Origin of the sequence: Nitrosococcus oceani ATCC 19707 (genome assembly GCF_000012805.1) — a bacterium.
In the GTDB taxonomy this organism is placed as follows: domain Bacteria; phylum Pseudomonadota; class Gammaproteobacteria; order Nitrosococcales; family Nitrosococcaceae; genus Nitrosococcus; species Nitrosococcus oceani.
The window spans coordinates 660,205-684,786 of record NC_007484.1 but is presented as its reverse complement, the minus strand read 5'-3'; the positions used below and the strand labels follow the sequence as shown (position 1 = coordinate 684,786).

General features: G+C 54.7%; 28 protein-coding genes. 2 read left to right on the top strand and 26 right to left on the bottom strand.

What is annotated here, in order from left to right; translation table 11 throughout:
* Nucleotides 1-3: 3 nt before the first annotated feature.
* The 23 genes from NOC_RS03525 to NOC_RS03405 all read right to left on the bottom strand — a co-directional run bounded on the left by NOC_RS03525 (nucleotide 4) and on the right by NOC_RS03405 (nucleotide 18,716).
* Nucleotides 4-1,124, bottom strand: a protein-coding gene (locus tag NOC_RS03525; protein ID WP_147094494.1) for an IS3-like element ISNoc1 family transposase whose coding sequence is annotated in 2 segments (ribosomal slippage) — nucleotides 4-863 and nucleotides 863-1,124 — 1,122 coding nt in all. Because the reading frame shifts where the segments join, the coding sequence is not laid out codon by codon here.
* 42 nt (nucleotides 1,125-1,166) lie between these two features.
* Nucleotides 1,167-1,547, bottom strand: coding sequence for a hypothetical protein (locus tag NOC_RS03515; protein WP_036497962.1), 381 nt, complete (start codon nucleotides 1,545-1,547; stop codon nucleotides 1,167-1,169).
* A 139-nt stretch (nucleotides 1,548-1,686) separates the two neighbouring features.
* Nucleotides 1,687-2,304 (bottom strand): 3'-5' exonuclease, encoded by a 618-nt coding sequence (locus NOC_RS03510; RefSeq protein WP_002813073.1) that lies wholly within the window; start codon nucleotides 2,302-2,304, stop codon nucleotides 1,687-1,689.
* Between the two features lie 5 nt (nucleotides 2,305-2,309).
* A complete protein-coding gene (locus tag NOC_RS03505) occupies nucleotides 2,310-3,002 on the bottom strand; it encodes an RES family NAD+ phosphorylase (protein ID WP_002812468.1) in 693 nt (230 codons plus the stop codon).
* Complete coding sequence (locus NOC_RS03500; RefSeq protein ID WP_002812694.1) at nucleotides 2,999-3,400, bottom strand: MbcA/ParS/Xre antitoxin family protein; 402 nt, start codon at nucleotides 3,398-3,400, stop codon at nucleotides 2,999-3,001. The genes NOC_RS03505 and NOC_RS03500 overlap by 4 nt, the downstream gene beginning before the upstream one ends.
* Before the next feature lie 84 nt (nucleotides 3,401-3,484).
* Nucleotides 3,485-4,216 (bottom strand): TIGR03747 family integrating conjugative element membrane protein, encoded by a 732-nt coding sequence (locus NOC_RS03495; protein WP_011330413.1) that lies wholly within the window; start codon nucleotides 4,214-4,216, stop codon nucleotides 3,485-3,487.
* Nucleotides 4,217-4,218: 2 nt separating this feature from the next.
* On the bottom strand, nucleotides 4,219-6,345 hold the full coding sequence (gene traD / locus NOC_RS03490; protein ID WP_002813096.1) for a type IV conjugative transfer system coupling protein TraD: 2,127 nt from the start codon (nucleotides 6,343-6,345) through the stop codon (nucleotides 4,219-4,221).
* 11 nt (nucleotides 6,346-6,356) lie between these two features.
* On the bottom strand, nucleotides 6,357-6,938 hold the full coding sequence (locus tag NOC_RS03485; protein ID WP_244860020.1) for an integrating conjugative element protein: 582 nt from the start codon (nucleotides 6,936-6,938) through the stop codon (nucleotides 6,357-6,359).
* Entirely contained in the window at nucleotides 6,925-7,488 is a 564-nt protein-coding gene (locus NOC_RS03480; RefSeq protein WP_011330412.1) for a lytic transglycosylase domain-containing protein, read from the bottom strand. Before NOC_RS03480 ends, NOC_RS03485 begins: the two co-directional genes overlap by 14 nt.
* A 12-nt stretch (nucleotides 7,489-7,500) precedes the next feature.
* Entirely contained in the window at nucleotides 7,501-8,181 is a 681-nt protein-coding gene (locus NOC_RS03475) for a TIGR03759 family integrating conjugative element protein (RefSeq protein WP_197538944.1), read from the bottom strand.
* 127 nt (nucleotides 8,182-8,308) lie between these two features.
* Nucleotides 8,309-8,536, bottom strand: a complete 228-nt coding sequence (locus NOC_RS03470; RefSeq protein WP_036497960.1) for a hypothetical protein — start codon at nucleotides 8,534-8,536, stop codon at nucleotides 8,309-8,311.
* On the bottom strand, nucleotides 8,536-9,030 hold the full coding sequence (locus NOC_RS03465) for a PilL N-terminal domain-containing protein (protein WP_011330410.1): 495 nt from the start codon (nucleotides 9,028-9,030) through the stop codon (nucleotides 8,536-8,538). Before NOC_RS03465 ends, NOC_RS03470 begins: the two co-directional genes overlap by 1 nt.
* A gap of 116 nt (nucleotides 9,031-9,146) precedes the next feature.
* A complete protein-coding gene (locus NOC_RS03460) occupies nucleotides 9,147-10,013 on the bottom strand; it encodes a phage integrase N-terminal domain-containing protein (protein WP_011330409.1) in 867 nt (288 codons plus the stop codon).
* A gap of 845 nt (nucleotides 10,014-10,858) precedes the next feature.
* Nucleotides 10,859-11,284 (bottom strand): DUF6573 family protein, encoded by a 426-nt coding sequence (locus NOC_RS03450; protein ID WP_002813961.1) that lies wholly within the window; start codon nucleotides 11,282-11,284, stop codon nucleotides 10,859-10,861.
* Nucleotides 11,285-11,379: 95 nt separating this feature from the next.
* On the bottom strand, nucleotides 11,380-11,895 hold the full coding sequence (locus NOC_RS03445; protein ID WP_002814101.1) for a JAB domain-containing protein: 516 nt from the start codon (nucleotides 11,893-11,895) through the stop codon (nucleotides 11,380-11,382).
* Nucleotides 11,896-12,000: 105 nt separating this feature from the next.
* Entirely contained in the window at nucleotides 12,001-12,429 is a 429-nt protein-coding gene (locus NOC_RS03440) for a DUF3577 domain-containing protein (RefSeq protein ID WP_002812604.1), read from the bottom strand.
* A 189-nt stretch (nucleotides 12,430-12,618) separates the two neighbouring features.
* A complete protein-coding gene (gene parM, locus NOC_RS03435; protein ID WP_002814285.1) occupies nucleotides 12,619-13,710 on the bottom strand; it encodes a ParM/StbA family protein in 1,092 nt (363 codons plus the stop codon).
* A gap of 30 nt (nucleotides 13,711-13,740) precedes the next feature.
* Entirely contained in the window at nucleotides 13,741-14,124 is a 384-nt protein-coding gene (locus NOC_RS03430) for a hypothetical protein (RefSeq protein WP_036497953.1), read from the bottom strand.
* A 5-nt stretch (nucleotides 14,125-14,129) separates the two neighbouring features.
* Nucleotides 14,130-14,867 (bottom strand): PFL_4669 family integrating conjugative element protein, encoded by a 738-nt coding sequence (locus NOC_RS03425; RefSeq protein WP_147094495.1) that lies wholly within the window; start codon nucleotides 14,865-14,867, stop codon nucleotides 14,130-14,132.
* Between the two features lie 189 nt (nucleotides 14,868-15,056).
* On the bottom strand, nucleotides 15,057-16,316 hold the full coding sequence (locus tag NOC_RS03420) for an STY4528 family pathogenicity island replication protein (RefSeq protein WP_002814119.1): 1,260 nt from the start codon (nucleotides 16,314-16,316) through the stop codon (nucleotides 15,057-15,059).
* Entirely contained in the window at nucleotides 16,306-16,908 is a 603-nt protein-coding gene (locus NOC_RS03415) for a DUF2857 domain-containing protein (RefSeq protein ID WP_002813356.1), read from the bottom strand. The genes NOC_RS03420 and NOC_RS03415 overlap by 11 nt, the downstream gene beginning before the upstream one ends.
* Entirely contained in the window at nucleotides 16,895-18,427 is a 1,533-nt protein-coding gene (locus tag NOC_RS03410; RefSeq protein WP_002813114.1) for a ParB family protein, read from the bottom strand. Before NOC_RS03410 ends, NOC_RS03415 begins: the two co-directional genes overlap by 14 nt.
* A complete protein-coding gene (locus NOC_RS03405) occupies nucleotides 18,411-18,716 on the bottom strand; it encodes a hypothetical protein (RefSeq protein WP_036498077.1) in 306 nt (101 codons plus the stop codon). Before NOC_RS03405 ends, NOC_RS03410 begins: the two co-directional genes overlap by 17 nt.
* Nucleotides 18,717-18,799: 83 nt before the next feature.
* On the opposite strand from NOC_RS03405, the gene NOC_RS03400 reads away from it, so the two are divergent.
* A complete protein-coding gene (locus tag NOC_RS03400) occupies nucleotides 18,800-19,477 on the top strand; it encodes a LexA family protein (RefSeq protein ID WP_002812122.1) in 678 nt (225 codons plus the stop codon).
* A 260-nt stretch (nucleotides 19,478-19,737) separates the two neighbouring features.
* Nucleotides 19,738-19,983: a helix-turn-helix transcriptional regulator gene (locus tag NOC_RS03395; protein ID WP_011330406.1), complete on the top strand. Its 246-nt coding sequence runs from the start codon at nucleotides 19,738-19,740 to the stop codon at nucleotides 19,981-19,983.
* Here the strand turns inward: NOC_RS03395 and NOC_RS03390 are convergent.
* The 3 genes from NOC_RS03390 to guaB all read right to left on the bottom strand — a co-directional run bounded on the left by NOC_RS03390 (nucleotide 19,964) and on the right by guaB (nucleotide 24,507).
* Nucleotides 19,964-21,163 carry a tyrosine-type recombinase/integrase gene (locus NOC_RS03390; RefSeq protein WP_002813157.1) on the bottom strand — a complete coding sequence of 400 codons (1,200 nt, stop codon included), beginning with the start codon at nucleotides 21,161-21,163 and terminating at the stop codon, nucleotides 19,964-19,966. The two genes, NOC_RS03395 and NOC_RS03390, sit on opposite strands and share 20 nt — an antisense overlap.
* Before the next feature lie 307 nt (nucleotides 21,164-21,470).
* Nucleotides 21,471-23,045: a glutamine-hydrolyzing GMP synthase gene (gene guaA / locus NOC_RS03385; RefSeq protein ID WP_002812022.1), complete on the bottom strand. Its 1,575-nt coding sequence runs from the start codon at nucleotides 23,043-23,045 to the stop codon at nucleotides 21,471-21,473.
* A gap of 1 nt (nucleotide 23,046) precedes the next feature.
* Nucleotides 23,047-24,507: an IMP dehydrogenase gene (gene guaB, locus NOC_RS03380; RefSeq protein ID WP_002813342.1), complete on the bottom strand. Its 1,461-nt coding sequence runs from the start codon at nucleotides 24,505-24,507 to the stop codon at nucleotides 23,047-23,049.
* Nucleotides 24,508-24,582 lie beyond the last annotated feature (75 nt).

The following is a 24,582-nucleotide window of genomic DNA, read 5'->3' as shown; positions in this document are numbered from 1 at the left end:
CCGTCAATGACACAGTTCTAAAGTAGAGTTTCTGGCGTTTTCGACCTGCCGTCGGAACATGGCAGGCGGTATTTTTCCCAAGCTGTCGTGCGGTCGTTCTTCGTTGTATTCGATGATCCATGCTCGCGTGATTTCTCTGACTTGCCGTAACGATTCGAACACGTAGGCATTCAGCACCTCATGTCGATACGTGCGGTTGAAGCGTTCGATGTACGCGTTCTGGTTCGGTTTCCCTGGCTGGATGTAGTTCAGTTTGATGCCGTGCTTCTCGCACCATTCCGAGAACACCTGGGAGATGTACTCTGGCCCGTTGTCCACCCGTATTGCATCCGGCTTGCCGCGCCATTCGATGAGACGATCCAAGGTCCGCACAACGCGAGCGCCAGGGATGGATGTATCAATGACGATATCCAGCGCTTCACGGACGCCCTCATCAAGCACGTTCAGCGTGCGGAAGCGGCGACCGTGGTACAGCGCATCGCTCATAAAGTCCAAAGACCATTCAGCATTGGCTCGGGCCTCAACCACCATCGGCTGCTGCACACGCTGCGGTAGCCGGCGCTTCTTGCGCCGAGGAAGATTCAGCTTCATCGCTGTGTACACTCGATAAACTCGCTTGTGATTCCAGGCATGGCCGTCCAGTCGCATTCGGTCATAGCACATCCAAAAGCCCCAGCGTGGGTACTTCTTGAGCATCGTGTTGAGCGCATCGATGACAGGCTGATCTCGTACCGCCTGTTGCGACGGCTGCCGATACCAGCTCGAGCGCGACAGTTGTACGGCCGCGCAAGCTTTCGTCTTGCTCAACTCGTGTTTGGCCACCAGGTGCTGCGCCGCTTCGCGCTTATCCAGTGGCCTCAGAGCTTTTTCTCAATGAGATCCTTCAGTGCGTAATTCTCGTGGGCGAGCTCCGCATACATTTTCTTGTACTGCGACAACTCAGCCTCCGTCTCCTTCAGCCGTCGCAAGTCCGATGTACTCATGCCACCGTACTTCGCCTTCCAGTTGTAGTAAGTCGCATCGCTGATGCCGTGTTTGCGGCAAAGATCCTTAATCTTTGCTCCGGCATCTGCCTCTTTCAGAATCGATACGATCTGGCTTTCGGTAAATCGGCTTCGTTTCATCTTCGTCTCCTCGCAGTAATATCCTGCCAGAAAACTCCAACTTCAGCCTGTGTCAGATAGGGGGAAGCTTACGGCGGCCCCGTAGCGGTCGACGTTGAAGCGGAAGTCTGACTTGTTGAGGGTTGCCCAACTGTCGCGGATTACTTCGTGGAAGTCTTTGTTCGTTTTTGCACTGCTGATTGTGAGCGAACGCTTTACCTGGAGGCTAAGTCGAGCGGGGTTCTTTGAGGCATCTTCAAAGTCGACGATCACATCATCCAGCGGTTCACCGAAATCACGTTGCTGAACAGAAACTCGAACAACGGTTCGATCATCGATGCCGGGAGCATAAGCTTCGGCTAGTAGCGCGACGAGATAGAATGCAGCCGCATCGCCCTCAAAGGTGAAACCTTCGCCGCCTGCGAGTTCAGGTGATTGTGTCATCGCTATCTTGAAACCTTCGGTAGTTGCCCGCTTCAGTTGTTTACCATGATTGGGTTGATTCCTGTTTTCTCTTCAACTTGGTCATCCCAAGTTGGAAAATCGAGAGACCGCATCTGTAGCCGGACGCATATGCACATCTCTAGCCCCTGTGATTCACGATTAAGACCCATTCCATATTTTCATTTCGACTTATCACCTGTACAACCTGAGCCAACTGCCGGCTATCAATCTTCGCCCCATGTAACCCATCTTCTTTGACTCGGAGATCTTCGACCCCAAGTGCTTTCGTTAATGTGTCTAACGAAGGACCTCTGTGGCTACATGGGAGATCCATTGCCTGTGCCCAGGGAATAGCCGCTTTCTGACTACAAAATACGCCTTGAATTTCCGGCATTGCCAATCCGTGTCGTAAAACATGATCAAGCAGGATCGGCCAGTCAAAACTGGCGTTATGAATGACGATAAGTTGATGCTTCAGATATTCGGAAATCTGCTGCCACTGGGAATCAAAGGAGTCAAATGCAGCAGCCTGTTTGTTGGTAATGCCGTGTATCGACTGTGCCTCTTCTGAAATGCGTTTTTGTGGTCTTGTCTTGAACTCGACGGATTCCGCAATCTCTCGATTGCTCACCACGGTGATGCCAAGTGTCACGATATCAGGCAGTCCGTTTTCGTCAGGCAGGCCGGTGGTTTCGGTATCGAGGACGATGTAATCGTCCGGTAGTTGGGTGAAGATCCACAGCAGCTCTTTATACATTGCCATCACCTCTTGCCACTGCCGTCCAGGGATTCAACATTCACTACTGTCCCCTGTTCATAGTGGTAACGCAGATAGCGCCAGTGGATGGCATCGGTGAGCGCCTTGGGTCGCATCACCCCGTAGCACTCCCCTTTCGCTCTCACGCTTTGGTAGTGAATGCCGAAGCTATTGGCAGCCCGAAGCGTATCGCCAAGTGTCTGTGCCTCGCCGTAGTCGTCGGGATCGTAGATGGCATCTCCGACCAGGTGCCGCACATCCTGGAGGGTTGTCGGCCCCAGCTGCGCGCGGATAACGCGCATCTCCTGGGTGGTCTTGTCGATTCTGGATTCACGTAGGAATCGTGCCCGATGAAAGGATGATTCGGCGATGGCGACCGCCTCATCCGCGGCGCAATAGTAGATGCCGAAATCCCGATTGAAGCGGCCACCACGTCCATCCACCGGCGGGTGAGTGAAAGCCGCCATGATCCAGGACGCGCCATCGCCATACACCCGGTCTTCCGGTGGCACCAGGCGAATATCACCCACCTCATCCCGTAACCTGGGGTTGGTTAGAGACTCCACGGCATAGAGCACGTCCCAATCCTGTGGATTGGAGACTCGCTCAAACAGGTGGATCTGCGGATAGCGTGACAGAATGACCCGATAAACCGGTTCATTTGTCTCGCTACCCGGTAGCGTATCGATATCGATCACCAGCCACCCCGCTCCGCATCAAGGAAATTCCTGACCACGGCCAGATCGACCACCTGTCCGGCCAGCAACCGCTCCAGCGGGGCCGTGCCATTGAATAACGGGTTGTCGTTGGGGGTAGCCAGCCACTGATCGGCAAGCGCCTGATCGGGCAACAGGATCTGCAGGGATTTGTAGATCCCCAGGATATAGCTGGCCCGTTCCAGTAGGTCCCTGGTTAACTTGGCCTTTTCCGGCTGGCTCTTCCAGTTATAGAGAGTCTTCTCGTTGCTGAGCCCCAACAGGGTCATCTGCTGGGCACCGGTCAGGCGCCACTGGCTGAAAATAGCGAAAATCGCCGGGAGCAGTGAACTGGTGACACTGGAACCACGTTGCAGCAGTTGTTCGGCTTGAGCGATCATGATTATCTCCTTAACAGCACTTATACTGTATCTTTACAGTGCTTAAATGCAGTCTAGCAAACTGTAATGGTACAGTCAACTGTATCAGAGATACTTTTTGAAGGTACTGGCCGTGATGGTCACAGCAAAGGCAAAGGCCAGAGCGAACGGCAAGATGATCCAGGACGGGTGCAAACTGAACGGTAGCGCCAGGTACAGCACCCAGGCCATGATGATCAGCGGTATGGCGGCTTTCTTGGCATAGTGATAGACGAAAGAGCTTTCCCTGCCGCCGCCCCAACGCCGCAGGTCCCGCCGCACCAGACCATCAACCAGTGCCACCAGGGTGAACAGTCCAAATACCGGCGTCGCCAGCGTCAGGATGGCGAGACGTACCGCAAAAACCTGCGTGATTTGCATACCGGCCAGGACATAGTCAGCAACTGGCCGGTAAAACCGGTGCAGCACCGGGCGCACGCCGGACTCTTCAAGGCCCGGGGCCGGCGTAATCCACTGGATAAGATCGACAATACCGGTCCACTCAAAGGCGATATGGTAAAACCGGTCGGACAAATCACTGGCGAATTGCATGGGATGAGCCGTTAACCAGCTGCGGTGAAAGTCTGCGCCGAGGAACTGCAACTCGTTCACCAGCATCTGTCGGCTGTGATCCAGCCCCTGCTCCTCCCACCAGAACACCATGCCGATCCATTCAATCAGAACGGAAAATATCAGTGAGAGAAACAGCCACTTAAGACACTGGGCTAGCCCTGTCAAAACCCGGGAGAATGTGCCGGGGCGCGTGACGGGTCGGCGGGGATCCGTCGGTTCCGCCATAATTAGTTTTGCCCCTCAGAATTTGGAGAAGAATCTGCAGACTCGACCGTCGCCTCGGAGACGGCGTGCCACCAATGGTCAGTGACCCGATACCAGTGATCGTTGGTGATGTAGCTGCGACGCATGGCATCGGCCATCTCCTCAAAATCGTTCGGCATGGCCGCATCCTCACGGTTATCCGGCAGCGGGATACGGATTTTCCAGAGCTGGCCACCTTCCAACAGCGCGAAGGCCTGCCCCTTGGGCAGCGTGACCATATCGGCAGCGGTCAGCATCGGCACTTCCGAAACACTGATCCGGTCTTCGTTGCGGGATTTGAAGTCGACCCCGGAACCGGGATCCGATGAATCATCGACGCCGGAGACACTCATCAGGGTGAAGACTTCAACCCGCGGCAACTGCTCGGTCAGCATCGCAGCGGTATCCAGCTCCTTCACTCGTAGCATCAGCATTGTGTTGAAGTTACCGGCTACCTGCCCCGCTTTGGCCCGACTGCCGATACGCGCTTCCACGTCCGACCAGGTCTGGGTGTAGGCCGTGACCTGAAAGCCTGCCCCGCCCGCCTTGTTCAACAGCGGCACGAATTCATCACCGATCAACTCGTTGAACTCATCCGCATGCAGGGAGATGGTGGGAATCGAATGCCGCTGGCGTTCTGATTCTGACGCATCAGCGCCATTAGCCGCGATGCCGTGCTTGTAGATATGCCCCGCCACAGACACCAAATCTGCAAACATGGAATTCCCGACCGCGCTGGCCACCGTCGTATCGGTGAGAGCATCCAGTCCCACATAAACGATGCCCTTGCGGCGCACCACATCCATCCATTCAAAGATCGGCCTGGCATCGTGTTCATCCTGGTAATCCGGCGATATCAGCGCGGCGATGGTGCCGGTGGTCAGTTTTTCCATCAGCGGGCCAACGGAACTCACAATCTTGTCGAAATAGGTCTTGTCGTATTTGAATGCGGAAATAAGGCCATCCAGGACGGGGTCATAAATGGCCCTCTCCTGCAACAACCGCATACAGGCGATGGCTTCCATCGATCGGCCACGCAGTGCATTGGACAGGTTGCGCTCTTTGATATCCCCTGCGCGTTCTTCAACCAGGGACGCCCAGGCATCGATGCCGGCAACGCGGGCACAATGGCCGGCATACTCCACAAACAAGGGCTCTATATCGTTGATGTAACGGCGGATCTGTTGGTAGTCCGGTCGGCGCTTCAAGGCCACCAGCGATCGCGCAATGATGTTGACGAAACGCCAGGCGAACTCTTTGAAGGCAGCGGAGTTGCCCTCATTGGGCAACTGATTGGCGATACGGGTCGCAACCTCGGTGATGCGGGAGAAATTACCGATGGCGTTGTAGCGTGCGGACAATTCGGGGAAGCCGAGATGAAACAGATAAAAATCGTCCAGACGACCGGCCCGCTTTGCCTCGGCGTAGATGCGACGCAACAGATCGGCATCCCCTTTCGGATCGAAGACAATGACGACATCACCGCGGCGGATGTCCTGGGTAATCAGCAGTTCCGCCAGGCGTGTCTTACCGACGCGCGTGGTACCCAACACCAGCGTGTGTCCAACCCTTTCGCCCAGATCCATCCACACGGGCTGTTCATGAGGATCAACCGCGTGCAGTGCGGGTTTGCCGCCGACGGCAGGTAATGGTGCCAGCGGGTTCCAACGGGATCGACTGCGCAGGGCTTTGGCCAGTAAAGACAGGATTGGAATCGATTCCCAGGCTACCTCCTTTTGTCGCGCCCACTGGTAGAGCGTGCCCGGCTGAACGTAACTCTGCACCTCGGGCTTCAGGGTATCGCGAAGACGCTGAGTGTGTTGCTGGGTCCAGCGAAAGCCTTTGCCCAAAAACAGCTTATGGCGACTGACGGGGATCTGATTGGCCCGCACTTGATACTTCGGCAGTCGCTTCATGTGGTGCTGGTAACGCAGTACCCGCCAGGCCTGACGGCCACGCCACATGCCAAAACCGAAAAAGGTCAGACTGGTGGCCATCGCGATACCCGGTGGCATCATCAAGGCCCAGGGCGCCAACCAGGCCAGTGTACCCGCCGCGAACGCGGTGGCCGTGGACCACAACTCGACGGGAGGCCGCAACAACGCCTCCATCGGATGCGTGCTCACTGCCGAATACCGTCAGGCGTAATCAACACTGGGTAGCGATCGATGCCCAGCGCCGCGGCCAGATCACTTCCTGAACCCAGGGTGATGGATAAGCCCTGCGCCACCTCGGCAACCCGTCTAACGTCGGCCTCGGTATCGGCCTGCACCAACATGCCCACCGCACCCAAGCTCCTGAGTGTGTCCCGGTGGTAGGCCAGCCACTCCAAAGAAACCGCGTCCGATCCGATCAAAAAAAACGGGCGCGGATTACCCTGCGCGAGCCGCGTCAGCACCTCGGGATTCAGTGGAGTGTCACCACTATCGCCGACCTCCAATCCGGGTGAGTGCAACGGCAACAAGTTACTCAATACTGCTGGGCCGAGCATAGATTTGGACGATGGATTCGGTTCGCTTGCTTTGGCAGGATCGGTCGACGGCGTTTCATCCGCCTGGAACGGACCAAGTAACGGCGACAAAGGTTGGGTTTGGCCGCTGTCATAAATCACTGTCAGATCCGCCAATGCGGAAGAACCCCCGCCTATCGCGAGTAACAATGCGGGCACGAGGACAGACAACATTCGTTGTTTACGGATACTCAAGGTGCACCTCCGTTGGTGTATCGGTCAACCGCATCCAGTGCGCCTTGACCCGCTGACCATAGAGGTCAGCTCGGGCAGGATCATTCGGTGCGTGATAGCAGCCGGCGCTTTGAATCCAGTGGGTGTGTTCGACGAAGCAGTCGCGCAGGATCGCGGCGGCTACTCGCAAGTTGTGGTAGGGATCCAGCGCCTGCCAGGATGAGCCCAAGTTTGCCCGATGGTAGCGCCAACTGATTTGCATCAGACCGACATCCACCGACGAGGCTTCCGTTTCCGTTAACGCCGCCTGCAGGGCATGCCATGCCAGCTGACGTGACGAGAAATAGTGTCCTTCACCGTCGATATTGAGTGCCCACGGCCAGGGTCGAAACTGTCCTTCGCTAAGCGAGCTTTGCCCACTTTCGGTCAGGGCTACCGAATAGAGCAAGGCAGGAGGAAGACCGTATTCACTCGCGACTTTCTTATATCCCACCGGCACAGATTCTGACTGCGCGGGTGTCGACCACCACAGAACGCCGACAAAGCAGACCGTGATTAACCGGCGTGCCATGAGCGCTACTCCTTAAAATCGTGATGCCGGCAAGGGATCCAATCGCCCTTCCCGGCGTAGTATCAGTATCGGTAAATCCTGTCCCTGTTGCCCCGTGTGGTTTGCGACCTGGTTGAGCGCACCCGCATCAATGTTCAGGGTAATCTTGTGCTCGCTGACCCATTGCGGATCGATCTGTTTCGAGGCCGCCCAGTCGCGTATACGGGATTCGTCCCCGGCGGACACATCGATCAGGTACAGATCGATGCCTGAGAAGTGTTTGATCTGGCTCAACAATCGCTCCAGCACCGCATCGCAGGTCGGGCATTGGGTATCGGTAAAGAACAACACCCGGTCAGACGACTGCCACGCGAATTTTCCAGCCAGACCTTGATCCGGCTTAGTGGAAGCTACAACACCGGGGTCGATCAACAAGCCGTTGGGAAACAAGCGCCGCTGGGCGTCGTCGTAGGCCCGCTGAAACGCCAGAATGCGCTCAGCATCGTCTCGCATCATAACCGCCCATCGCTCTGCGTAGCGCCGACGTTCATCAGCGCTACGCGCGTGAATGCCCAGCACTTCGAGGGGTGACAAGGTCGCAGGACTCACGCTGCCCCGGACACCTTGCATCAGGGATTGGTAACGCTGCCATTCCGATTCATCTATCCCCCACTGGTTAGCACGAAACGCCAGCGAGTCAATACGTTCTGTCACGGATTGCTCAATCGCCGGTGTGTTCGAAGATTGCGATTCCGCTGTCTGAAGGCTATCCGCGTAAACGGGCAACGTAAGGCATAGACAGAACCCGACAAATCCGACGCATGGCTTTCCCGCGCGACGTTCAGTGGACATCTTCATTGACCTGTGGATCGACCGGCACGGTCAGATCGCGCTGAATAATCTGATGATGACCCGATACACAAATGGGCATGGAGGGTTCTTGAGCGTCTGCCTTCTCATTCGTCGAAACTATCTCACTTTCAACACGCGGCACCGGATCAACTTGCCTCGATTCGGCTCCCATAAACCATGCGCCGATAAAAACAATGGCAATGAAAAAGGCTTCCATTACTGCGCACCTCCCGTTGCATTGGGGTCTGGACTATCCGCGCAACGCTCGAAGGCAATGAGGCGGTGAACGGGATCCTGGATAAGGTGAAAAGCAGGACCAATCATGAGTCCCATCACAGTTTGCAGCGGCATGGGTTCAAAGCGGCGGTGCACGGCCGGCAGCGGCAGCTCCAGCATGGCTGCCGACTCCTCCGACAGCACGGTATCGGTCGCCAGGCGATAGCCGGAATCTCGCAACATCCAGTGGAAGGCTTCCCCCACACTTTCGATGTCGTCGGGAATAGTGATCGCCCTCGTCACCGATAGCAGATCCCGCTGCCCGGCGGTCGGCCGAACCGCTATCACTGAATAGCGATCAATTTGAGTCAGAGTGCTGATTGCTGTGACGGGCCGCTCCTTCGCCACTGCTGAATGGCTCGTGACGGCTGCCGCAGAACAACACAACAGTATCCTCAAGAGCTGTGACATGGGGTGATGTTTGGACGAAGACATGTTTTGGCCTTGATCGTGATGAATGGCGTCATGATCGCCAAGTGATCTTCTGGCGTGAATGGTTAATCCACTCGATCAATGTCGAGCTTTTCTGTGACGCGTCTACCTGCCAAAACTTATCGCCCTAGGTAAACGGCGCTGATCTGTTCGCGAACATGGCCTAATTCGCGACTGATGGTGAGTCGTGCCTGATGGTCCTGCTGTCGTTGCTCAGCACTCAGACTCTTAGCGGCCGGCCCACGCGCCGCAGGACAGGCCCAACCCGTTAACGCCTGATAGCGTGACTGAGCATACGCATGGCGCAGGCCATGCAGTTTCGACAAACCTGCCTGAGTGGTATGGCGTTCGTAGGTACGCAGCTGCTGAATATATTTTTTCTGCGGAGGAATCAGGGAACCGGATCCCACCAAACGGTGGGCACGATTCAAGACGGCACGCTGTTCCTGGGTGAGCACCGGCACAGCGCGCGCCTTGCCTCCTTTCGTCCAGGAGGCCTTCAGGCGAACATGATCGCCTTGATCGGCATAGCCCGGCATGAATTTGATTGCCTCTTCCCTGCGCAAACCGAAGGCGCGCTGAAGTTCCAGGCTCATGCGCACATGGTCGTCTTTGACGCTAGACAGTGCATTGTCGTCAACAGCAACCGCCTTGGAATCGTTACTGACGAATTGTCGATCGGGGATGCCGTAAAACTCATTAGATCGTGCGATAACGTTACGCCGATCCACTTTAGCGGCCCACCACCGCAGACAATTCATGCGGTTTTTTATGGTACCGGGTGCCATACCCTCACTGAGCCAGCGCCGGACAAGCGCGTCCACATGCTTCGGCTTGAGAGATCGGGTGGTCATGCGCCGATACCCCATCTCCTGCAACTGATTGGCGATCTGGTTAAGCATACGCGACCGGTTGGCCTGGGTACTGTAGCTGCCGTCCCGGTTGCGCTGACACATTTGCTTCAATTGGTAGTTCAGGTCTCTCATCGTGTACTTTCCATATCTGGTAAGTGTTTATGACCAACCACAGGCACGTAGCCTGATAGGGTCCGCTTGCGCGGAAGGGTCAAGGGACACTACTCCCCGTTTGACCTGATAAGCCTGGTCGCAGGCAACCTGGCTGCTCTTCTGCTGAAGATGGCGCCAAGTAAACCAATGGGCTCAAAGAGCCCGCTTTTGATGGTGAGTGCTTCACCTCCTTTTAAATAAGCAGAACCATCGGTCTGCGTGTTGAAAGAAACCGTCGAGAGGACGGCACATTGAAAGTCGGCTACTTGCGAGCCGGGTTTTGAAGTGGCAATTGCCAGATTGAAGAGAGGACAAAAGTCCGGATGATGAAAAAGCATTGAAGATGAGCTGCAGCTGAAGCTGTGCGCCTTTCAAGCCCTACTGACGCTAACGTTGTTTTTGCCATTTTCGATGGCGAGGGCAACTTCCCCCATCCACGTTACCGCCGTGGCCGCGTCTAAAGTCGTTTTCGATTCACGGCCATCAGTATAGCCAGACCGAATTCGCCGGGAACGCATCAATTCGAGCGCAATGCGTTGTCATTCCGTACGCCGCCGCCCTCGTCACTACCCCGCTTCGCTTGCCAGTGACGAGGGCTTCGTTCGAATCAACTCCCACGCCAGGTCTTTGACCTGTCATGGCAGTCGAATAGGCAGGTCAATTCGGGCCGTGGTTACAGTGGAACCACAGGTAAAAAGCGTCAGGTGGATATGGCGTTGGCACTTCGCGGAGGCAGGTTACGTTGGAAGCACAGCAGGCGAGGAACGAAGAAGTGCCACTTTATCCCAAGTGGCCAGGGCAAGGAGCCGATTCGATCGGCGACATTAATCTTCGTTGGGCAACATGATCGTAATAACGGGTTCTCCGACATCGCCGGGACCCACCATCAATTTCAAAGTCACCTCCTCCGCTTCCACGGAATGCCCGTCTTTGGGCACCCGATATAGCGAGAAGCGCAGTCGATCGCCGGAGTCAGTAGTCGTACGAATCGCATGGAACGCCATAAACAACACGTCCCACAAACGACCGGTCTCATCCTGATGTACCTGACACCGGCTATCCCGTTCCGTCCAAGCGACACAATCACACCACGCCGCATGCGTTAGAGCCGCTGGCCACTTGAAACCAGCTTCAAGCGCCATACTGGTGACGTCGATCAATACACCGTCTTCAATCGCCTTTGCTCGGCTGTAAGATGAGATGACCGGGCCGAAGATTTCTTCCAACGATGCTTTCTCTGAGTTTTTCATAAAGTTTCTCCCTTAGGACATAAGCAAAAAGTTCGGGGAGTCCCTCCTTCCCATTGGGAAGCAGTGACTCCCCAATGGGTTGAGTGAATTGTGTTTTAGAGCAGTCCGCGTTCGGCAAACGAAATTGACTCGCCAGCAGTGACCACAAAATGGTCCAGCACACGAATATCGACGAGTGCCAGCGCCTCTTTCAGCCGCCGCGTAATCGCTTCGTCCGCGTTACTGGGCTCGGCAACACCACTCGGGTGATTATGAAAAAACATCACTGCTGCAGCGTTAACGGAAAGTGCCTGTTGCACCACCACACGGGGATACACCGAAGCACCATCAATGGTTCCCTGAAACAACTCGACCGTTTCAATCACTCGATGTCGGTTATCCAGATACAAACAACCAAAGACTTCCGCTTTGCGCTCCGCCAACAACATCCGTAAAAAGTCACGGGTATGGTTGGGGCTCGGCAGCTCGACGCCCGGCTGGTGCAGATCGTGTAATACCGCAAACGCCAGCTCCAGCAGGGATTGTTTTTCAGGATCGTTTAGCGACGCCATGCGAACACGTGCAAAACGGTTTTTAGGAATCACCTGGGTAGGTGAAGATTTGGAAGCCATGAGCGCTCTCCTTGAAAGATGCGAGGAGACCGCCCTGCAAGGGAGTATCTCCCTCGCGTTGGGTTAAAGATTGACCGCATCGTTGGATGCGGTCAGATGTGGTCGTCAGGCTACGGCGTTATGGGCCTCAGAGGTCGGCGCCGGAAAGGGCTGGCCGTCTACTTTGATCCATTGGAACCGCAGTAACCGGGACTTCAGACTGATGCCCGTCGTACCGGCTCGATCACCGTTTTTGAAGATGAAGGTTTCGGCTTGCAGATCACTGAGGTGAAAACCCACGAGTACTTTCAGGTCAGCTTCCACCGCCGGTGTCAGCTGGCGTACCAAATCCTTCGCCTCCTCACCCACCACTACGCACTCGAAATGCGTGTGCTGGACGTTATCGGCAGGCCCTCGTAGCGCAGCGATGGTGACACTGAGAAATGGAAATCCATTCTCTGGCGTCACTTCACGCACACGATTGAGGTAACCGATGCCGTGAATATCAAGATCGAAATACTTCGGTTTTTCAGCGGTAGTTTGTCTACTGGTCATAACATATTCTCCTTGAACATAAAGAAATGCCGGAGAACACGTTTCCCTGACGGGAAGGTGTTTCCCGGCAGGGTGAGTAAAATCAGGGAAAGCCCTGACACTGGATTGACGGCAGAACCGCGGTATCGATTGCACAATCCGACGATACCTTTTTTATCACTGAGACCGCAGTGACCACGTATAAAATCGTTATCGCTCCTTCGAAGCATCATCACAGACAAACTGTAGGTACTTGAGCATACCCCGCGCATTGGCGAATGCTGCATGATCAGCAATGGTTTGATTGGGGAACCAGTCGGCGATATCTGATGACAGTGCCGCACTGCCGCCACCAACAAAAAGGATGCGATCCAGCTCAACACCAAGCCCAAGTTTTCGGCGGGTTTCTGCGTAAAGTCGCTCTACCAGCTCACGCTTGGCATTCATCACCATGTCGGATACATCGTGATCTTTGCCATGCAGCCGCAACCGATTGGTATCAACGGCCCGGCTGATGATTTGCTCACCGAGTTCGTGGAGATCGAACCGTTCCTGGATCAGGTTGGCGACGCGAAGTTTCAGATCGAGCATCCCCCTGTTCAGGGAACCTGAGGAACCGTGGACAACACCCTGGTCCTGCACGACCACGTAATCTGTGGTTCGGCCGCCGATATCAACGATAGCAATAGGCGCATTGAGTCGGTCAGCATCCAGCGTTACGCCATCATCCAAGGTCACAATGACGAAGTCGTACCATGCCGCAAGCGCCTCTGGAATAACCTCGTGAAAGGCGATGCTGGCTTTGAGCGCTTGCCTTGTCGATGACTTCTTGGCAACGACAGGCTCGACCGTTAACTTGAGGCCATCCCGTTTGGTTTGAATCGCCTGTCGCCGTTGCTGACCATCGCCACGGTAAAATGCTGCGACTGGTAATCCTGTCACCAAATGAAGAGAGCGGCCCGACAAGCCCGCCTCTTGTAACGCGTGCTGGACAATGACACGGTTGAGTGCAGAGCCTGGGTATTCATCAAACTGCGTCGGCTCACCATCGACCGCACCAACGGAGTACACCGTACCAGCGGTTTCATACTCGAAAATCCGTTGCTCCACATCCCGAATCCAGGTCACACCTGCCGCACCCATACGCGCCCGCGACGGCACGGATACGAGGCGTCCGTCGGGTAGTGCCACCTTGGTATAGGCGTAGCCGTCATCCAGCCCCACCTGGACTACCTGCATCGGATCGTCAGCAATCGAGGCTTGTCTCTGGTCGGTGGTTTTTTCGTCGGTTAATTCTGTCATGGTGCATTTCCTGGTATCGGTTTCTCGTCATTACTCACCGATCACTCGCCTGAGGTGGGTAAAAGGTTTGTGTGCTTTGTTGACTGGGAACGGGTTGGGCAGCTCGGTCCTGTTTGGACAATTTGGAGGACCCGCAACAGCCTCAGCCCGCTGCAGCTTGGCGATAGGCGTGCTGTGACGGCTATACATGTAGCTCGTCGTATTCGACTTGCGCATGGAGTTCGAAAAAGCCGGCTGGCGCTGTTCAGACTTGATGACATGGCACTCGCTTTGAAATGCCGTTAACACCAGCTGCCGTAGCCAATCGTTTTGCCTGTCCTTGGGTAACCGGTGCAGACGCTGTAATACCAACGCTTCGAGCGGAATCCGCGTGTCCAGTGAGACGCTTATCTGCTGTGGCGTGGTGCTGGCCATCGCAGTTACGCCTCACCTGTGACTACAGGGGCGCGACTATCAATCTGTCGGAATGCCACTGGGCGCAGGGACGGCAGCCTGTTACCACACAGGATGTCGTCTGGAATCTCCCCCATCCGCTCTCGCGCTTTGACGGCCACCGGGGTGCCTTTCTGAATATCAGCACGACGAATGTCCAGGCAGTGGTACCCCTGAGGCAAGGCAAATACGCGGCGTATCCAGCGACCACAGCCGGCCACCTGATCGACAAGGTCGCCGGGTATGTCGATACCCAAGTGATGCAACGTCATGTCTGTACACATCAGCTGGTCATACTGACCCAACAATTGCGCAGCCCGAAAGGCATAGGGATTGGCAAACTGCAACGACACACGTTGTGGCCGGCTCGATTGCGCAATGGCGAACTCCAGCGCACCATTTGACGCAACAAGCCCCTCCATCCTTTGCTGCAACGTCAGCAGCTGTGTTCGGGAATCGGCAATGCCCTCTTCCACTTTGAGTAACCACCAGTCTGCGTAGGGGTCGTCAAAACGGATGGCCTGCCATAACGACTTCAATCGATCTGCGAATCCAATAAGTCCAATGATCGCGGGCTTGCCGTCGATGGCTCGTCGACCACGAATAAGGCCCTGAGCCTGGTAAGTCTGAATCGTCAACCAGACTTCACCCCGCAAGGCCCCGGGCGTTGAGTCTCGGTGATGGGTGTCTACGGTTTCGTAAAATTGCTTTGCATCTGAAGTCATGGACATCATTCCCCTGAAACGTCATTTCTAACGTGCTATGAATCCACGATTCGGGAACTGAGACCACGGAATATCTATCCGACCGATGCGGTGTTTATCCGCTGTGATGGCCGGATGGTTCCAGTGGAACCGCAGGGGACTTTTTTCTAATGCTTAGACTTAGTGGTGGCCGTGCTAGTCAATGCCACTTTATTTTTTGTCCATGTTCAACGATGCGCGCAACTTGGCCAGTTGCTCACGCGCATAGGCCTGGGAGCGTTCTCGTTCTTCGGCGGTTTGGGCTTTCTGCGTTTCATCTTCCGGCGGTTGAACATGACGCACCCGCTCTTTTCGAGCCTCCGCCACCTTGATGCCCAGGTTAGGCACAAATTCATCTTTTTGCGCAGCCTTGCACAGCGAGTGCAAAAACCTCAGTTCGTCGTAGACGGGCTTCATACCCTTTTGCTCAGAGGACAGGCGGCCTTGCAGTTCATCCAGCACCAACTGCCGGTCTTCGGGCGCAATCATCGCAAGATACCTATCAGCCAGGAGTTTCTGGTTCTCCGACAAACGTGGTGGATAGATCAGCGTTTGATCCGTTGGCAACGGTATTGATTGGCTGGATTCGGAGAATGCTTTCTTTTCATTGTGGGTATTTTGTGTAGTGGTTGTTGTAGTTGTTTTTTTATAATGACTACTACAACCACTACTGTAGTGCGTCTTCGTCTCCGCCTTTGAAAATTGGTGCTGGTCTGATTGCTCTGCAATTCCAGTGTCTGACGAATTTTTCAGCTGGCTTAGTGCCGCTGCGTTGAAGGTAAAATAGCGACCGCTTTTGTCGTTATTTCTGCTGGTATCCGCCAGCATCTTCACTGCCTGTAATCGACGCTCGATCGCTGATTCCTGGTCCGCCAAATGTTCACCCCGACGAATATCCATATCGAGACTCGCTGTCACAGCCTGAGCCACGCGGCGGACACGCGCGTGATGGTGCTCCTGAGATTGAGTCACGAACGCCATGTAGGCATCGTCCAGATAGATGGCATCGACCAGTGGCAACGGCTCATCGTGGAGTATGTAGACGTTACCCGTGAAGCGGCCGCTCGTTTGCCGGATCCGGGCGCACAGGGTCAGCCAGCGCGTCAAACGCAGGATCGCAATAGCGCGCGAGACCGTGGAGGTTGAGGAAACATTGGTTTTACTGGCGATCGTATCGTAGTCGGGAAATGCCGTTCGCCCGCCAGTCTCTCTGGCATGCAGCATGATGACCATCCACACCAGTTTATCGACGGGTTCCAGCACCGGATCCTGAATGACCATTGCCGGAACGGCCTGGTGCCAATTACCCATAAACAACATGGCGTCCGGGTGCGACGGATCAGTCTGTTCACGAATCTTGGCAACGGTCGCCTTGATTAACGCATCGAGGGCAATGGTCTCCGGCCGCAGTGTTTCCTCTTCATCGGCCATGCTCTGCAACCCGCGTAATGGGAGCGGTGCTGGTTCCTTCGCCATAGGCTTCCCAACGCTGCACCAGCACCCAGATCGCGCGCAGGCCAATGTGTGTCTGCTGTTGAAGTTCGAGATAATCCGCTGCGGACAGCGTGCTGCGCTCTTTCTTTTCTTGCAGCTCCTGCCAGGCGTACCAGAGGGCGTGAGTATCAGGCTCGTTCAACTCCGCCGGTCTTCCCACCGAAGGCGCCAATGTCAGTAACCGACGCCAGCGGGTGTATTCGCGCGAGCTCAAACCGAACAGTTGCTGCATCATTTCCAAGGGTGCATCGGAGGCCAGGAGTTTTCGCTGCAAGTCTTCCGATTCCCGCTGATGGCGCAGGTGTTCTAGCATCGGCCAGAAGACATCGCGATTAAGACCAATCTGCAGACAGTGCACCCGTAAAGCGTCAGCTCGATAGATATCTGCCAGATTCATTTCCTTTAAGGCGTCCAGTTCTTTCGGACCAAAATTCATCGCCCGCAACGCCTGTTGGTCCCCTTCCGCCAGACAGCGCATGGCATACAGCAGAACGGCAGTCGTAAGATCAGCCTCTTTATTGGATGACATTGCCACCACCCGCGATCGGCACCCACAATTCGATACCTGTGTCGTACGCCAGCCGTTTTATGGCTCGGTACGTTTCCATCATCCGAAGTAAGACTTGCCAATCCGGTGGGTTTAGCTGTTGCCAGAGCAAGCTGCTCATATGACCTGGATCCGGTGTCCAAACACTGCTAAAAAGCAAACCTGCATCATGAGACGCCAGTGCCTCATGCAGCGCTGAAGATTTGTTCAGGTAGTGGAGAACAATATCAATCGGCGCAACGGTCAATTCAGCGCTGGCAGCCAGTTGCCACCACAGCGCGGAGACTAAACCCAGCATGTCCGGGTCAAGCGTATCGATCAGCTCCTGCGGAGGAACCTCGACCAATAGCAATCCGAGTCCTTGATCCTTCAGTTGAATGACGGCTTCACCCAAGCCATGGTGTTCCGCCAGGGCGGCAGCGCACTCCCACAACTGAGCGCGCAATGAACGTAGATCCCTACTGGTAAGACTCGTTTTTCTATTCTGGGTGAATTCAGGCGCAGGTGTTTTGGCTCCGGATTCCCCATTGGGCTTATTGCTATCAAGGGGTTGGGTAGGCTTCGGCTCGCGGCCAAGGGATGAACCATTGACTGGGTCTATGTCAGCAGACTGGTTTTTCTCCTGCCGACAGACCTTGTCCGATGTACCGCCTTGCTCTTCTTCCTCGCCTTCTACAGGTTGGCTCACAAAATCGAAAGGTCGGCCTGATAACTGCGCCTCCATTTCCAGATAAACCACCTGACGATTCTGTTCTGACTCGTCGGCAATTTCGTTTTCTAGCGCATCGCGCAATGGCTGGATGTCCCACTCGGAACAGTCGTGACGTCGACACAGCTCGAGAAACACAGCGTTGAAATCCATGTCTTCACCGAGTTGCCGGCGATCCCAGATCTCGCGAGCTGCCCGCTCAAGAGCACGAATTTTTTCCACTTGAGGCCGCCCTAACCCGGCTGCCAGCGCTTTCGGCATTACTGGCCACAATGTGTCAACGGCATATCCCATTTTAGAAATCATGCTGTGGCTCAGGCCGAACCCCCGTTCTCTGAACAGCTCTTCCAATTGCCGCTGGGACAAGGTCTCGACAGCCAGCTCTTTTTCAAGAAGGGCTTTCGCGTCAAAGACAGCCAAGGCCTTATCGATAAATGGCAATGCACCACGCAGTTCGTTTTCACGCAGGTGGGCAAAAAGCAGATTGGATTCCTGTGACCAGGGCTTGATGACGCAATTGACCCAGCGGAAACGATCGTCTCCGGTCTCTTCAAATAGATCTTTAAGAATCTTCAGCCGCGTGTTGCCGCCACTGTGGAGCACATAGTCCGAAGTCCCGGGCTCCTGTGAAAGCACCAGTGGTTGATCCAGGCCTTCAGCTCGAATCGACGCCTTGATGCGGTCGTATTCTGGGTTCTGCTGCCGCCGGGGATTACGTGAATAGTGGTGGATATGGGTGACGTCAACACGGGATATTCCGTGGACCTGTGCCGATTCATCGGGTGCCGTCATCGTCTCCACCCGTTTCTTGAGTATTTTCTCGCAGACCGACGTCGTAGAAGATTTCAGGGTGACGGACCATACTGGCCCGCGGCACGGGCTCTAATCGACCATCGGAAAGGTCGGCCACAACACGCGTCTGCCGCTCGATCTGCGTCGCCATCCAGGGGCTCGCATAGCGGTGTTCGCCGGCAATCTGGTACAAGTAGGACACTGAATCACTGCATGCCACAGCGACATCAGCGCGTTCCCGCTTGGTTGCCACTTTAAGAAATTCCTTTAGCTCCATGCTTAGAAACATTAGCACCGTGCGAATCATTGAACAACGACGCGATTCAGGTTTTTGCTTAGCATTCTGCTAAACATTCTGCTAAATTGTTTCGCATGACGCTAAAACACAATCAGATTCGGCTCCACAATCTCGAAGTTCTGATTACCGAAGCAGGGTCGGCCGCCAAGCTGGCACGCATGGCCGGGACAAATAGCTCCTATCTCAGCCAGGTACGCAATCAGCTTCCCACCAAGAAGGGCACGCCGCGTTCTATCGGAGACGAGCTGGCGGGAAAACTGGAAAAGGCAATGAAAAAGCCCCAAGGATGGATGGATACTCTGCCTGCAGATGGGACTACGCCGCAGGAAGAAAATAACGCCCACGACGGTCCCGATTTGCGCAGTCTCCACCCGCTTATCTCGTGGGTTCAGGCAGGGAATTGGTATGAAGTTTCTGAGAGTTTTGTTCCGGCGTACGGGTCCGAGCTTTTACCCTGCCCGGTGCGTTGCAGCCCGGAGTCCTTCGTCCTCAGGGTTCGAGGAAGCAGTATGGAGCCCAAGTTTCATGAGGATGACTTAATTTTTGTCGATCCCAATGTCTCGGCTGACCACGGAAAGTACGTGGTTGTTAGACTCGATGAATCTAATGAAGCAACGTTCAAACAACTGATTATCGAAGACGGAAAGCAGTACCTGAAAGCGCTTAACCCCGACTGGCCGAATCGCATCATTGAAGTTGATGAAGAAGCCACAATCTGCGGCGTTATCGTTTTTAAGGGGGAAGTAGTCTGAACTACCCTCTTCTCCTCAGAAAGTAAGCAAGAAGAATCCCAACCAGGGGCCAAATCTCAGGCGATTGACGCGGACGATACGCTGTCACGACCGGTCACCCTACTCCGATCCACCCTTATCACCACCGAATGATCTGGCAAGGTATTTATCACTTTGCTAAACATTCTCTTTTGCCAAAATGATTTGCACGGTGCTAACGTTTACGTATCGCAGCCCCACAACTCTAAGAGGCGCAGTCGGGGGTAAGAGAGAGAATATCAATGGATGCTGGAAGCCAAAACCGACCAAGTAAGATGCTGATCAATCGAAGAACATTGCTGGCGATGATTCCGCTTTCAGATCGCGCAATCTTCAATATGGAAAAACGTGGAGACTTTCCCCGACGAATCGTACTGACGAGCCGCAATGTAGCTTGGGACTTAGCCGAGGTGGAGGATTGGATTGAAGCGCGAAAACGCACTGACGACCAAGCGCGCCGCCCTGGCTTTACTGCCGCTTCACGTTAGTCCACTCGTCAATCATATCCGCCCAATCTTGTAACATCTCAACCCGCTGCTCTCGGTACTCTGCTTTGTTGTAGATCGCCCGCACACCTTTCTGTTCGTGGGCAAGACACTTTTCAATCCAGTCCGTGTTATACCCGGACTCGTGCAGTAGCGTGCTGGCCGTGCGACGCAGGTCGTGCGGGCCGAATTTGCTGAGCTGTTTGCCGTCTTTCTGGGCCGCCCGATACGTCAATGCTAGAACGCGGTTCAAGGTTGCAGCGCTCATCGGTATGTCCGAGTCATAGCGCGAGGGGAGCACAAATTCGGATCCACCGGCAAAGGTCTTCAATGCGATAAAGATGTCCAGAGCCTGACGTGACAGAAATACTAAGTGCGGGTTTCTACGCTTCATGCGCTCTTTCGGTATAGTCCAAAGAGCCTCGCTAAAATTGATTTCCGACCAGGTAGCGTTAGACAGCTCAGACTTTCTCACCATGGTCAGCAACAACAGTTTTATCGCGGCTCTATATTGCGGCGACGTCCCGACTCGATCCATATACCGATACATCAGACCAATTTCGGCAGGACTCAATGCCCGATCGCGCGGCTCGAATCTGGCGATACTGGTAGGGCGAACCAGTTCCGCCGGGTTCTCTACTTTCTGCCCGCGCTCAATCGCCCAACGAAAGACCTGTAGCACCACTTCACGAGCATGAACTGCTGTTGCCGGAGCACCTCTTTCCACGATGGAATCAGTTACTGCACGGAGATCCTCATGGGTAATCTCAGACAATTTTTGATTGCCAAAGCGCTTTTTCAACTCACGGTTGTAGACTGACTTACGCATGTCACGTGTGGAATCAGCCATCTGATAACCACGCATCCACTTTTCCGCCCACGCCCCGAATGTTTCAGCATCCTTCACCCGCGCCTTGTCGCGAGCCTTCTCTCTGGCCGGAGACTTGCCGGCGGTAATCATTTTTTTTGCTTCGCTCAGTCGTTCGCGAGCTTCAGCGAGCGTAATGCCACCAGTGCCATACCGACCAATCGTCAATGTCTCCTGGCGACCGCTGATGGAATAGTTGTGCCTGAATGAGATTGTCCCTGCCGGCGTAACCGCCACGTAAAGCCCATCGCGGTCATTGACCTTGTAGAGTTTGTCTTTAGGTTTCAGGTTGCGAAGCTTGGTATCAGTCAGCATGGGGATTCTCTCTAGCACGTTCTAAATACCATGATCAAATATGGCAGTTATTTCGCTTATTTATCCTTTAATATCAATAGCTTGATTATTTCCCATACCATGATCAGTTTAAGAATCATGGTATGGTATTTCTATGAAGCCGTGGTATTAGGTCGGACAATACCATCAAACATACCATTAAAAAAGTCTGCTTGGTGGTGCTAGAGAGTGCCTGTCAGTGCCAGGCATATAAAGAAAAAACCCATCTATTACAATGGGTTATGTTTGATTTAATGCTAGTAGGTACCAGACAGCGCCAGACGCGGAATCATTCCCACTCAATCGTTGCAGGAGGTTTCCCGGAAATATCATAAGTAACCCGGGAAATACCCGCTACCTCGTTAATAATGCGACGGGAAACATGATCCAAAAAATCGTAGGGCAAATGAGCCCAACGGGCAGTCATGAAATCCACGCTCTCCACCGCCCGCAGGGCAACCACAAAATCGTAGCAGCGTCCATCGCCCATAACACCCACGGACTTTACTGGCAAAAATACGGCGAAAGCCTGACTCACCTTATCGTACCAATCATGAGCGTGTAATTCTTCAATAAAAATAGCATCCGCCAGGCGAAGCAAATCCGCGTATTCTTTTTTAACCTCACCTAGAATCCGTACGCCCAGCCCCGGCCCTGGAAATGGGTGTCGGTAGACAAGCTCAAAGGGCAATCCCAGTTCGGTGCCGAGTTGGCGCACTTCATCCTTGAACAGTTCCCGCAGAGGCTCAAGGAGCTTTAAATTAAGCTCCTCGGGGAGCCCCCCCACATTATGATGGGACTTGATGACCTGGGCCTTTCCCGTTTTGCCTCCCGCGGATTCGATCACATCAGGATAAATCGTGCCCTGGGCCAACCACTGCGCATTAGGCAATTTGGCGGCTTCTTCTTCAAAAACCTCGATAAATACCCGCCCAATAATTTTCCGTTTCGCCTCCGGATCGATCACCCCGGCCAGGGCTTCCAAAAACCGGGTTTCAGCCGAGATATGGATAACTTTAATGCCTAGATGACGGGCAAAAGTGGCCATAACCTGATCGGCCTCTCCCTGGCGCAGCAGGCCATTGTCCACAAACACACAAATGAGTTGATCGCCAATGGCCTTATGCAACAAAGCCGCGGCAACCGAGGAGTCGACCCCCCCGGAGAGTCCCAGCAGCACGGTATCAGCGCCCACTTTGGTTCGTATATTTTCAATACTCTTGGCGATAATATGGCGGGGCTCCCAGAGGGCTTCGCAGCCACAAATATCATAGATAAAGCGCTCCAGAATGCGAATTCCCTGACGGGTGTGGGTCACTTCCGGGTGGAACTGGAAACCATAGAAACGCCGCTTCTCATCGGCCATTCCCGCCAGGGGCGCATGGGCCGTTGCGGCAATCCGCTTAAATCCCTCCGGCAAGCCTATCACCCGATCCCCATGACTCATCCACACATCCAATAACGCCTCACCTCCGGCGGTGGTATGGTCTTCGATATTCTGGAGCAGCCGTGAATGACCATGGACGTACACTTGGGCATAACCATATTCCCGCTGAGCGGAGACTTCCACCCGCCCCCCCAATTGGGCTGCCATTACCTGCATGCCATAGCAAATGCCCAGCAACGGCACGCCCAACTCAAAAATCAGTGGGGAGAGTCGGGGCGCGGTTTCCCCTACCGTAGAAGCTGGTCCGCCGGAAAGGATAATACCCCGTGGGGCAAAATCCCGCAGGGTCGACTCGGCCATATCATAGGGGTGGATTTCGCAGTAGACTCCTGCTTCCCGGACCCGGCGGGCAATCAGCTGGGTATACTGGGAACCAAAATCAAGAATCAGGATACGGTGGGCGTAAAGATCGCTCATCTCAATCCAGGCGATAGTTAGGCGCTTCCTTAGTAATCGCCACATCATGGACGTGGCTTTCTCTTACACCCGCCGCGGTCACCCGAATAAAGGTAGGCCGGGTGCGCATCTCACCAATAGTGGCGCAACCCGTATAGCCCATGCTGGCCCGTAAACCGCCCACTAGTTGGCGCACAATAGCGCTGAGGTTACCTTTATAGGGAACCCGGCCCTCAATGCCCTCTGGAACGAGCTTATCCGCCTCGCCCGAGTTTTCTTGGAAATACCGATCACTGGAACCCTGCTGCATCGCCCCGATGGAACCCATGCCCCGGTAGGATTTATAGGTCCGGCCTTGGTAGAGTTCCACCTCTCCCGGTGCCTCCTCGGTGCCGGCAAGCATGCCCCCCACCATGACCGAATGGGCGCCTGCGGCAATGGCCTTTGCAAGATCGCCCGAGTAGCGAATACCCCCATCCGAGATGAGAGGCACATCCATACCCTCCAGGGCTTCAGCCACATGCGTAATTGCCGTGATCTGGGGAACTCCCACGCCGGCAACCACCCGGGTCGTACAAATAGAACCGGGGCCAATCCCTACCTTGACCCCATCCGCGCCCGCCTCCACCAGAGCCCGGGCGGCTTCTCCAGTAGCGATATTACCGCCAATGACCTGAATCTCGGGATATTCCGATTTAACCCAGCGCACCTGATCCAAAACTCCTTGGGCATGGCCATGGGCCGTATCCACCACCAGCACATCCACCCCCGCCTCAACCAGGGCAGCACTCCTTTCCTGACCGGCGGGACCAATACCCACGGCCGCGCCAACGCGCAACCGTCCATGTTCATCCTTGCATGCCAAGGGATATTCCTTGGACTTCTGAATATCCTTGACCGTAATGAGCCCCCGCAGTTTGAATTGGTCATCCACGACCAATACCTTTTCAATGCGGTATTGGTGTAAAAGGTCGACCACCTCGTCCCGTTCCGCGCCTTCTGGTACCGTGATCAACCGGGGCTGGGGAGTCATGATAGCGGATACAGGACTGTCGAAGCGGGTTTCAAAGCGTAGATCCCGGCTGGTCACAATGCCCACGAGCTGTTTCCCCTCGACTACGGGAACACCGGAAATGCTGTGGGCACGGGTCAGTGCCAGCACTTCGCCAATACTGGTATCCGGAGCGACGGTAATCGGCTCTTTGATGACCCCACTTTCAAACTTTTTAACTTTCCGCACTTCGACCGCTTGACGCTCCACACTCATATTCTTGTGGATAATCCCAATACCACCTTCCTGAGCGAGGCTAATCGCCAATTGGGCCTCGGTTACGGTATCCATTGCTGCGGAGACAAGGGGAATATTAAGCTTAATAGCGCGGGTCAGCCGGGTTTCTAAATTCGCGTCTCGCGGCAAGACACAGGAATGGGCGGGAAGGAGTAAGACATCATCAAAGGTAAGTGCTTCCTGAATCGGGCGCATAACAAAGCTTGTGGCTAAATTAATAAAGTGAAAATTTTCTAATTATACGAATTTTCATCCACAAATGCACAGTGT